9 protein-coding genes are annotated in these 10,896 nt (G+C 72.3%); 1 reads left to right on the top strand and 8 read right to left on the bottom strand.

Annotation, left to right across the window (positions count from 1 at the left end; genetic code table 11):
* The 6 genes from CCN51_RS33545 to CCN51_RS33520 all read right to left on the bottom strand — a co-directional run.
* Nucleotides 1-1,513, bottom strand: a 1,513-nt coding sequence (locus tag CCN51_RS33545) for a lipopolysaccharide biosynthesis protein (protein ID WP_211303274.1), incomplete at its 3' end; no start/stop codon positions are given.
* A 4-nt stretch (nt 1,514-1,517) separates the two neighbouring features.
* Nucleotides 1,518-2,315 carry a polysaccharide deacetylase family protein gene (locus CCN51_RS33540; protein WP_043487932.1) on the bottom strand — a complete coding sequence of 266 codons (798 nt, stop codon included), beginning with the start codon at nt 2,313-2,315 and terminating at the stop codon, nt 1,518-1,520.
* Nucleotides 2,312-3,394, bottom strand: coding sequence for a glycosyltransferase family 2 protein (locus tag CCN51_RS33535; protein ID WP_043492166.1), 1,083 nt, complete (start codon nt 3,392-3,394; stop codon nt 2,312-2,314). Before CCN51_RS33535 ends, CCN51_RS33540 begins: the two co-directional genes overlap by 4 nt.
* A gap of 5 nt (nt 3,395-3,399) precedes the next feature.
* On the bottom strand, nt 3,400-4,257 hold the full coding sequence (locus CCN51_RS33530) for a glycosyltransferase family 2 protein (RefSeq protein WP_238545497.1): 858 nt from the start codon (nt 4,255-4,257) through the stop codon (nt 3,400-3,402).
* A 417-nt stretch (nt 4,258-4,674) separates the two neighbouring features.
* Nucleotides 4,675-5,769 carry a GNAT family N-acetyltransferase gene (locus CCN51_RS33525; protein ID WP_014180920.1) on the bottom strand — a complete coding sequence of 365 codons (1,095 nt, stop codon included), beginning with the start codon at nt 5,767-5,769 and terminating at the stop codon, nt 4,675-4,677.
* A gap of 18 nt (nt 5,770-5,787) precedes the next feature.
* Nucleotides 5,788-6,294 (bottom strand): hypothetical protein, encoded by a 507-nt coding sequence (locus CCN51_RS33520; protein ID WP_193383755.1) that lies wholly within the window; start codon nt 6,292-6,294, stop codon nt 5,788-5,790.
* 371 nt (nt 6,295-6,665) lie between these two features.
* Here CCN51_RS33520 and CCN51_RS33515 point away from each other — a divergent pair, with 371 nt between their 5' ends.
* A complete protein-coding gene (locus CCN51_RS33515; RefSeq protein WP_014180922.1) occupies nt 6,666-7,478 on the top strand; it encodes an SGNH/GDSL hydrolase family protein in 813 nt (270 codons plus the stop codon).
* Nucleotides 7,479-7,591: 113 nt separating this feature from the next.
* On the opposite strand, the gene CCN51_RS33510 is transcribed toward CCN51_RS33515, so the two are convergent.
* Together CCN51_RS33510 and CCN51_RS33505 are read right to left on the bottom strand one after the other, a co-directional pair.
* Nucleotides 7,592-9,214 carry a HoxN/HupN/NixA family nickel/cobalt transporter gene (locus CCN51_RS33510; protein WP_014180923.1) on the bottom strand — a complete coding sequence of 541 codons (1,623 nt, stop codon included), beginning with the start codon at nt 9,212-9,214 and terminating at the stop codon, nt 7,592-7,594.
* Between the two features lie 70 nt (nt 9,215-9,284).
* Nucleotides 9,285-10,625 carry a tetratricopeptide repeat protein gene (locus tag CCN51_RS33505; RefSeq protein WP_014180924.1) on the bottom strand — a complete coding sequence of 447 codons (1,341 nt, stop codon included), beginning with the start codon at nt 10,623-10,625 and terminating at the stop codon, nt 9,285-9,287.
* Nucleotides 10,626-10,896: the final 271 nt, after the last annotated feature.

Below are 10,896 nucleotides of genomic sequence, written 5' to 3'. Positions count from 1 at the left end.
CGACCTCGCGGATCTCGCCGTGGACGGCGAGATCCGCGAGGTCGCCGTCGGGCGCGGTGTCGAGCTCGGGCGGCGGAGGCGGAGCGGCGTACGCGACAGACGCGCCGGACGCGCCAGGCTCACCGTACGGGCCGGACGCCCCCGGCCCGGAAGGCCCGGCGTATGCCGTGGACCCCGCGGGCCGGGCCCTGAGCACCCCGCGCAGCTTGACCGCCGCGACGGCCGCGATCACCGACAGGCTGGAGATCTCGGCGACCCCCGCCCCCGTCAGCCCCATCCGCGGCAGCAGCACCAGCGTCAGGCCCAGCACCAACACACACAGCAGACCCTGCAGATAGGCCAGCCCCGAGGTGCGGCTCTGCGCGCGCAGCACCGCGAAGTACACCTCGATGACGACCCGCAGTGCCGCCCCCACCGCGAACCACCGCAGCAGCGGCGCGGCCGCCTGCGCGTACCCGTCCCCGAACACGCCGAGGATCTGCGGCGCGAAGACGAACAGAACGAGGCAGACCGGGATCATGATGCGCGCCATCCGGCTCAGCGCCGCACGGCAGTTCTCCGCGAGCCGGGCCGGGTCGTGCGAGCCCTCGACGGTCAGCGAGGCGCCCATGTTGATGGCGAGCAGGTTCGTCGTACCGCCGATGGTGGTGGTGATGTAGAAGTACGCGTTGTCGGCCGCGCTGATCTGCGAGGCGACGATCACCGGCACCGCGTAGACCACGGCCAGCGAGAAGAGCGACCCCGTGCAGTCCCCGGCGAGGAAGCGCCCCATCTCCCGGTAGGTCGCGGGCCGCGCCGTCTCCCGCGTCGCCTCGGCATGCCGGGGCACCAGCCGCCGGAACACCAGCCAGCCCAGCGGCACCACGGACACCGCGATCGAGGCGACCCAGGACACGAACACCCCGGCCGTCGGGATCGCCACGGCCAGCGCGACGAGCAGCAGCAGCTTCGCCGCCGAGAAGACGGTGTTGCCCACCGGCACCCAGAACGCGCTGCGCAGCCCGGTGAGCACCCCGTCCTGCAGGGTCAGCAGCGCCCACCCGACGACCGCCGCGATGAAGCCGAGGCCGTGGAGGGTCCCGTGCAGAAAGCGGTACGAGGGCCCCCACGTATCGAGCGTGAGCAGGAAGACCCCGGCCGCCACCGCGACGACCACCGAGCTGCCCGCGTACGTACGCAGGACCAGCCGCCCGGTCGTACGTCCGGCGACCGGGATGAAGCGGGCCAGCGCCCCGGTGAGGGTCACCGCCGTGACCCCCGCGAGAAGCTTCATCGCGGCGATGGCCGCCGAGCCCTGGCCGACCGCGTCCTCCGCGTAGTAGTGGGCCGCGGCCAGCCAGAAGCCGAGGCCGAGGACCGCCGAGATGCCCGTGTTCAGCATCAGCGCGTAGGCGTTGCGGAACAGCTGGTTGTGATCGCGGTCGCCGCGGGGGCTGGTGCGCCCAGCGGGGGCCGCTGCCCGCGCGGTGGACTTCTTGGCGGACTTCTCGGCCCGGGTGGTCGTATCGGACACGGGCTCAGCGCACCTTCCCCCATACCTGACGTGATACGTGACGTGATCTGCGGACCAGGGCGTACCCCTTGGTGAGCGCCCGGTCCCGGGCGAAATACCGGCCGAGTGACCGGCCGTTGACCAGCTGCTCGAACTCCTCGATACGGGTGGTACGGCCCACCGTCACCCGCCGCAGGGCGTACGGCCCCTGACGGCGCGCCGCGAGGCCGTTGCCCACCGCGAGCCCCACCCCGAACCCGGCCGCGCGCACCGTGCGGCGCACGCGGGGGCTGGAGTAGCCGTAGGGGTAGGCGAAGGACGCCGGCGGGCGGCCGAGCTCGTCCGTGAGGATCTCCCGGCAGCGCAGCACCTCGAACCACAGCCGCTCGTCGTCGAGCTGATCGAGCTGCGGGTGGGTGTGGCTGTGCCCGCCGATCTCCACACCGGCGGCCGCGAGGGCGCGCAGCTGATCCCAGTCGAGCATGAGATCGGGCGCGCCGCCCGTGTCGTACGGGCCGCGCAGCCAGCCGGTCGAGGCGAACAGCGTGGCCGCGAAGCCGTGCGCGGCCAGCGCGTGGAGGGCATACCGGTGCACGCCCTCGTAACCGTCGTCGAACGTGATCACCACTGGCTTGTCCGGCAGCGCCTCCCCGCCCCGCCAGGCGGCGGCCAGCCGCCCGCAGGTGACCGGCGTGAACCCGCGCGCGCCGAGCAGATCCATCTGCTCGTGAAACGCGCCCGGCGAGACGGACAGCCCCCGCGCCGCGCGCGCGGGAGCGTGTGCCACGGCGTGGTACATCAGTATCGGCACCTGCGCCTTCATGCGTGGCCCTGCGCCGGTCGCGGTGGCGCGTCGGCCGCCTCCGCCCTCGCCCCCGCCTCGGGGAGCGGGGGCACCGCGAAGCCCGCGCCGCCTGAACCGCGGGCGCGGGAGGCGCCCACCACGTAGCCGCTCGCCGCGGCCGCGACGCCGGCCACGATCGCGCCCGCGCGGCCCGCGCCGCCCGGCCTGCCCAGGAGGGCGTCGCGCAGGCCGCGGGCGATGCCCGCGGGGAGTACGCGGGTGGTGTAGCGGCGCTCGGTGGACAGGCCCGCCTGGGCTCCGACGCTGCGGGCGACGAGGGCCTTGGAAAGGCCCTCGGCGTAGGCGCGGGTGCGGAAGTAGGCGAAGCGTTCGCGGGCGGGTGGGACCTTGTGATGGATCACGGCGCGGTCGTCGATGAGCAGCACCGCGTCCGGCCGGGCGCGGGTGAGCCGGATGCACAGTTCGGTCTCCTCACAGCCCAGTGGCCGCTTGTCGCCGTCCCGTCCGATGCCGGTCGCGAAGCCGCCGGTGAGCTGGAAGGCCTCGCGGCGGAAGGACGCGTTGCCGCCGAGGACGTTGCGCACCTGGACCCGGCCGGGCGGCAGCCCCCGGTACGTACAGCCGACGACCCAGTCGAACTCCTCGGGGAACCAGGGCGGGCGGCGGCGGGAGGCCCACGCCGGGACGGTGCGCCCGCCGACCGCGAGCACCGCCGGGTCGGCGTAGGCCGCGGCGAAGTGGTGCAGCCAGTCCCGTTCGGCGACGGCGTCGTCGTCGAGGAAGGCGATCACCTCGCCGGTGGAGGCCGCGATGCCGGTGTTGCGGCCCGCGGACAGGCCGCGGGGGCCCGCGTTGGCGAGCATCCGCACGCGCACCCGTACGTCCTCCCGGTCTGCCGCCCCCGGACCTCCGTCGCCGTAATACGCGGCGAGACGGCGCAGCAGCGCGGGGTTGTGGTCGACCACGAGCAGCGTCTCGTGGGCGGGCAGCGACTGGTCGCGCACCGATTCGACCGCCGCGAGGATGTCGTCCCAGCGCTCCTCGGTGTAGACGCAGATCACCACGGACATCCGGAGCTGTGATGGGACGGTGGGCATCACGGTCACGACAGCTCTCCCCGGATCGCCGCCGGCGCCGGCGCGGGGTGGCGGCGCCGCTTCGCGCCCCGCTCGCGCAGGATCACCCTCAGCACGCGCAGCCCGTCGCGCACGGCCCGTAGATTGCTGACGCCATGGATGCGCTCGTACTCATGGCTGGGGATCTCCTGGACCCGCAGACCCGCCTTGACCACGCGGATGTTCATCAGGGTCTCGACCTCGAACCCGGCGCAGTCCAGCGCGATCTCGTCCAGGCAGTGGCGCCAGAAGGCGTTGTAGCCGTAGCACAGATCGGTGTAGCGGGCGCCGAACTTGTGGTTGACCAGCGCGGTCAGCGCGCGGTTGCCGAGCTTGCGGATCGGCGTCATATCGTCCGTGCTGCCGCCGTTGGCGAATCGCGACCCCTTCGCGAAGTCGGCTCCGGAGACCAGTGCGGACACATAGCTGACGATCTCGCCGCCGTCGGCCGAGCCGTCCGCGTCGACCATCACCACGATGTCGCCGGTGCAGGCGGCGAATCCGGTGATGAGCGCGTCGCCCTTGCCCTTGCCGCGCTGCGGTACGACCTTCACCCCCGGCCACAGCTCGCGGGCCACCCGGACCGTGTCGTCCGTGGAATTCCCGTCCACGAGCACGACTTCATGGATCCAGTCGGGCAGTGTCTTGAAGACGTATGGAAGGTTCTCGGCTTCGTTCATGGCCGGAATCACGACGCTCACCGGCGGCGCGATCGCGAGATGAGAGGACACCGGGCGATACCGATGCGATCCGGAGACCGATGAGATTGACCCGCCTTCCGCGGTGGATTCGCTTTCCGGCGTGGATTCGCCTTCCGGTACTTCCGGGTGCACAGAGGAGCTCATGGATGTTTTCCCTCTCGTCCGGTGGACCGTCCGCCCCCGGGCGGTCCGTTGGGTTATCCGGTTCGAAAGGGGGGTTCTCACCCGCCCATGACGGCATAACGGCACGGCGATATAACGGCATGGCGCATCATCGCCTGACGACATCGACAGCCGAACAAGAACGAGCGAGCTGGCTGGTGTTACTTGCCTCGCGGCCCGCGTCACGGCATGCCTGAGCAGCGCAAGCGCACACACAGGACAGCCGGGCGCGGCACCCCCCTACCGCGGTCCCGCCCCGGAATCCATCGCGACGTTCGAGCCCTCCCCTAGAGCCGCCATGGTGATGGTTCCGACGCGGGTGTGACTGTGACGGTATTTACCTTGATTGTTCTATGGCAAGGGTAATCACCCAAACACCCCCTTTGGTAAATGTGTTCGTCAATTCTTGGCCCGGATACTGCCCAATCGCTTGAGCAGCCGGTCCGCCGGCCCGAAAAGCTCCGGCCGGGAGAGCACTGTATTACGCAGTGCCCGAATCGGCGCACGCCGCGCCTGGTGCCCGAACGCCACCGGATGGCGGCGCGTCACCCACCCCTCCGACACGCTGAGATCACGTGTTTTCAGGGAGTCCTTGTATTCCTTCTCGCCGCGCCCGAGATCGAGATAGGCCACCCCCTGCGCGGCCGCCCCCTCGGCCATCCGCAGATGCAGCACCAGTCCGGGCGAGTATTTCGCGAACGCCGTGTCGTACGCCGGGAACCAGCAGGCCAGCACGCGCTCCGAACGCAGCCCGAAATGCGCGGCCACCGGCCGCCCGCCGCAGTAGAGCACCGAAAGCAGCCCGGCGCACGAGGCGCCGCGCGTATGGAAAAGCTGCTCCACCAGGTGGGTGATCCAGGCGTGGGCGAAGCGGTCGCTGCGCCCCGTCCTGCGGTACTGCGCGGACTTCCAGTCGATCAGTGTCCGCAGTACGGCCGGATCGCGCTCGTCGTGGACGTATCGCACCTCTCCGACGTCCCGGCCCAGCTTGCGCTCCTTGGCGAGCGTGGTGCGGGTGAACTTGGGTGAGCGGGTGCGCAGCTGGGCCAGATATGCCTCGAAGCCCTGCTCGACGTCGATCACCGGGGAGGGAAAGGAGCCCCGGGCCCCCACCTCGAAGGGCTTCTGCCCCTCCACCAGATGATCGAACTCCCAGACCGTGAGCCCACAGGCCCGCAGCAGCTCGCGCGCGTCCCACTGGAACCCGGGCCGGTGCATCAGGCCCTGCGAGTCCGAAAGGCCCAGGCCGATCGCCCGCCCCACGCCGAGCCGGGTCCGCTGGAACGGGAAGAAGGCCACCGGCTCGCCTTCTTCGCGCACCACCGCGATCCGTACCCCACGTCTGCAACGGCCGATGGCCAGTGTGAACTCCGGGGCGAGAAAGGGGTTCGCGAGCTCGGGCGCGCCCAGGAGGTGCGCCTGCGCCTGCATGGCCGTCCAGGCCGCCCGGTCGGCGGCCGTCAGATCGCCGGGGCGATACACGCCGATGTCCACGTTTCATCCCTGAATGTCTCATCCCTGACTGCTCGTCGTGCGGAGACTGCTCCTCGTGTGGGGAGTGCGGTGGCTGTTGGCCGTACGTGGACTGCTCGTCGTACGGGGGCTGCTCCTTGCGTGGCGACGGCGCCGCGCGCGGGCCTGCCGTACCGACAGGAGCCGTACCGACAGGAAGAGCACCAGGCTCACCGCGCCGACCGCCGGCACGCCCCCGCGTACCGACCACATGTGCCAGGTGAGCATCGCCTGCGCGACCAACAGATCCAGCGCGAGCGCACCGACGCCCGCGAGTACCGCGCGGGCCGCCCTGTCCAGCCCGCGCAACGCGCCCCCCAGGGCCGATGCGGGTGCCGTGATCAGGAAGAAGAGAGTGAAGGGCGCGCGCAGGGGTGAGTCGATGCCCGCGAGTGTGAGCGTGGCACCGACCCCTCCGATGCCGACGGCTCCGACGCCGACGGCGACCCCCACGAGCGCCGGCGGGAACCGCACACCCGCTGGGCTCTTGTCACTGTTGGTCTGCATTGGCGACTTTGCCCCCTGAAGCGCCGGATGCCGGGCTTCAATGTCGCGCAGGCGGAGGAAGCCCGTCAAGATGCGGCAGATGTGCGAACGGGCGGGTCAGAGACGCGAGTTGACTGTTCCGCTCCGCTTGCGCAACGGCGTGCGCGGAGGCGCGTGACCAGCGCGCGGGGCTGCCGCGCGGGAAGTTCGTCGGCTCGACCGGAATATTTTCCTAACTACACGCATAGACCCTTGGTTTCGGCGGGATGACATAGCCATGTCACGCCGAGGCAACAACGCGGCGGTGTGACAGACGGTTTCGAACACGATTGCCCCTCTCGGGGCGGTCGTGCCGCAACAGCATCGGCACCAATCCTGCTAAGGGAGACTGAATGAAACTGTCCAGACTCACGGCCACCGCAAGCGCATTCGTCGTCGGTGTCGTGCTTGCCCTCGCCGGGGCCGGCGCGGCCCAGGCCGCGGAGAGCGCCGCGGGGCCCGCCTATGTGGCGCTCGGCGACTCCTACTCATCCGGCGTCGGCTCCGGCAGCTACGACTCCGCGAGTGGCAGCTGCAAGCGCAGCACCAAGGCCTACCCCAAGCTCTGGGCCGCCGCGCACGCCCCCTCGAGCTTCAACTTCACCGCCTGCTCCGGTGCCAAGACCGGCGATGTCCTCAACAACCAGCTCGGCCCGCTGAACTCCAGCACCGGTCTGGTCAGCATCAGCATCGGCGGCAATGACGCCGGCTTCGCCGACGTCATGACCACCTGTGTGCTGCCCGGCGAGGACAACTGCCTCAGCGCGGTCGCCAACGCCCGCAGCTACGCCCAGAACACCCTGCCCGGCAAGCTGGACCAGGTCTACGACGCGATCCGGGCCAAGGCGCCGTCCGCCCGAGTCGTCGTCCTCGGCTACCCGCGCTTCTACAAGCTCAACGGCGACTGCATCGCGGGGCTCACCGAGAGCGAGCGCACCGCGATCAACAACGCCTCTGACTACCTGAACTCCGTCACCAAGGGCCGCGCCTCCGCCCACGGCTTTGTCTTCGGTGACGTGGCCACCCCGTTCACCGGACACGAGATCTGCTCCGGGAGCGAGTGGCTGCACAGCGTCACCTGGCCCATCGACGAGTCCTACCACCCGACCGCCGCGGGCCAGTCCGGCGGCTACCTGCCCGTCCTGAACACGGCTGACGGGATCTGATCAGCTGTTTCAAGCTTTTGGCTTCGCCACCATGTACGAGCGGGAGGCCCCGGACGTCCGTCCGGGGCCTCCCCGTATACCGCCTCGCGACTTAGGTATTTGTCGATACGGCGTCAGCCCAGCGTGGTCGCCGCCCCCCTGAGCACCAGCCCGCAGCCCAGCGCCAGCACCACCGCCGCCGTGCCCACGGGCGAAGCGCGATGCAACAGGCGCAGCACCCGCTGACCGCGGCCCCCGTCGCTCGCCCGCGCCGCCAGCCGCTCGGTGGCCCGCCGTCCCAGGCGCACCACCGCGATCCCGGCCAGCGTGAGCGTGAGCGCCAGCCCCGCCCCGTACGCCAGCACCAGCAGAAACCCGAACCACGCCTGCCCGAGCGCTGCCGCCCCCACCAGGACGACGACGGCGGACGGGCTGGGCACCAGCCCGCCGGCGAAGCCGAGGAGGAGGGTGCCGCGCAGGGTGAGGCGGCCGGAGGGGAGAGGGTGGGAGTGGGTGAAGCCGCCGTGGGAGTGGACGTGGGCGTGCTCGTGTTCCTTTTCGCGTTCGTGTGTGTGGCTGTGCCCATGTGCGTGCTCATGTGCGTGTTCATGGCCGTGGCTGTGGTCGCCCCCGCGGGCGTGCTCGTGTTCGTGCTCGTCGTGATGGTGATGGTGTGCGGGAGCGCGCCGCCGTAGCGCCTTGCGCAGCAGCCCCGCCCCGGCCAGCGCCACGAGCACCCCGCTCGCGATGCCCAGCCATGCGATCACCGACGGCGCGGCCGCCGAGCCCGCCGTGACCAACAGGCCCAGCGCGAACACCCCGAGGGTGTGGGTGATCGTCACCGAAGCGCCCAGCGCCAGCACATCGCGCATCGCGCTGCGCCCGCCCGCCGCCGCGGCAGCCGCCATCAGCGTCTTGCCGTGTCCGGGCGCGAGCGCGTGCATCGCGCCGAGCAGCATGGCGGTGGCGAACGCGGTCACGGCGAAGAAGGGCGTGATGTCGTGCCGCGCCACCAGATTGGTGAGGGCCTGCGTCCAGCGGTCCACGCCACGCGGCAGCACGGCGCTGCCGGGCGGCTCGGACTGTTCGTCCGCTGACTTGGCGAGCGCGGGCCCGCCTGGCGCGGTGCGCAGCGCGGCGGTCCGCTCGTCGGGCGGGGAGGACAGCTGGTCCTGCGGATAGCGGGTCAGCCGCCGGGAGGCTGAGGACGTGGACACGTCAGAGGCCGCGAGCGTCATGCGGTCTCCCTGCGCGGTCATCTCACGCCAGCCGGGCCCCGTGCCGATGTCCGCCGGACGGTACGCGAGCGAGGCGCGCCCGTCGCGCGGCAGCGCGGCGGTCAGCCGGCACTCGACGCGCAGCGTCGGCAGACCGGCCTGCCCCGCCCGCGAGCGCGCCTGCGCGCCCTCGCTCCGTACGGACACCGACCGCCCCCGCACCGTCAGCCGTGCGTCCCGCGCCGCGCTCGCACAGCGCCGGTCGGCCCAGGCGGCCAGCTCGGGGCGGGAGAGCTTGTCGTCGCCGTCCTTGTCGATCCGCGGCTTCGCCTGCGCGGCCGGGATCTCGGCGAGGTCTTCCACGTGGTCGACCCGCAGCTCACCCGGCGCGACGACCAGCCCGTCGTAGCGGTTGACGGTGAAGTTCCCGAGCGGATGCGCCTCGGCGGCCCCGGCGGGCAACACCACGATGGCGGCCGCCCCGAAGAGCACGGACGCGGCGGCGCCGATGCGGCGGGCGCGCCGGATCAGCCGGTTCATGGACGGGTACCTCCTGCGGTGCGGATGGGTCGGTACGGGCGTCGGGTCTCGGCGTCCGCCGGATAATCGGTCATCGGGGGCCGCCCAGCCCCTTCAGCGCCGCCTTCGCCGCGCGGGCGCCCGTGGGGGAGAAGGCCGGGTTGAGGTCGAGGGCCGTGGTGAGGTGGCGGCGGGCGGAGGCGGTGTCGCCGAGGGACTTCTCGATGACCCCCCGGTGATAGAGGAACGACGCGTTGCGGTACCCGGGTGCCGCGGCGGACTTGGCGTAGGTCAGGGCCTCGCGGTCGCGGCCGGCCCGGTGCAGCGCCCAGGCCAGTGCGTCGGCGGTGTGCACGCTGTGCCGGCGGCCCCATTCGGCGCGGGCCGCCCGCAGCGCCTCCGCGCGGTCGCCGTGGTCGGCGGCGATCAGCGCGCTGTCGAGGTCGGTCGCCACGCCGTTGGCCCGCGCCAGGTCGATCCAGGTGGCGGCCACGGCGTACTGCTCCCGGGCCCGCGTACGGTCGCCGCGCGCCTCGTACACCTCGCCCAGGGCGGCGAGCTCGGCGGGCAGCGGGTAGCGCCGTACGACCTCTTCCAGGTCGCGGGCCGCCGCGTCGAGGTCGCCGACCGCGGCGTGGGTGCGGCCGCGGCCCTCAAGGGCGGGGAGGTAGCCGGGGTCGGCGCGCAGCGCGTCGGCGAAGTGGCCGCGCGCCCGGGGGAACTGGCCCTGGCTCCAGGCCAGCTGGCCGAGCGCCGTGGCCACGTACGCCACGTCCCCGGGCGCGGTCGCCGACTTCCGCGCGCGCAGCAGTACGCGGCGGGCGCCGGCCGGGTCGCCGCGCAGCTCCAGGACGTAGGCGAGACGGGTGAAGACGGGGATGCCGGGGCGCAGCGAGTCGGCGCGCCTGGCGGCGGCGTACGCCTCGTCGTACCGGCCGAGTTCGACGAGCGCGTCCACCCGGACGGCGAGCGCCCGCTCGCTGTACGCGTTGACCTTCAGCGCCCGGTCGGCGTCCCGTAGCGCGCCGGGGAAGTCATGGCGCGCGGCGTCGAGCGCGGCGCGTCCGGCGAGGGCCGGGTCGTTGTCGCGCGGCTGGGCGGACAGGGAGCGGGCGAGGGCCTTCTGGGCCTGGGGGTAGCGGGTGGGGTCCCCGGTGGTGCGGGCCTGTTCGACGTAGGCCGCGCCGAGCGTGGCCCAGCCGGCCGCGTCCTTGGGCTTGGCGCGCAGATGGGCCTGGAGCGCGCTGATGCTCTTCCCCAGGTCCTCGGAGCTGACCCGGTCGAGCGCCGCCCGGCCGGCGGGCAGCACGGCGGTGGTCCGTGCACCGGACGGGCGGTCGTCGGACCCGCCGACGGCGAACGCGGCGGCCGTGAGCCCCGTCGCGAGCGTGACGACGACGGCGGCGGTGCGGACGAGGTGCCGGACGGGCATTGCGGCTGCCTTTCGGACGATGGGCGTTCAGGGTTGGGGCGTTGGCGCTGCTGCTACCCGGATGTACGTACGGAAGCGGGCCCGTGCTCGCCGGTCCGGGCCGGTGGGCGCGTTTCTTCTTGAACGCGCCCACCGGCCGGTACGCGGGACCGACCCCCGTCGCACGCCTGATCAGTGCCTGCGCGTGTGCACCCGCACCAGCCGCTGCCGGCGCCGGCGCCAGGTCAGGCCGACGGCCAGCAGCAGCACCGCCGCGCCGCCCGCGGCGGCG

The sequence above is a fragment of the Streptomyces milbemycinicus genome (assembly GCF_002154605.1).
In the GTDB taxonomy this organism is placed as follows: Bacteria; Actinomycetota; Actinomycetes; order Streptomycetales; family Streptomycetaceae; genus Streptomyces; species Streptomyces milbemycinicus.
The sequence above is the reverse complement of the archived record's forward strand: the minus strand, read 5'-3'. Positions and strand labels throughout refer to the sequence as shown.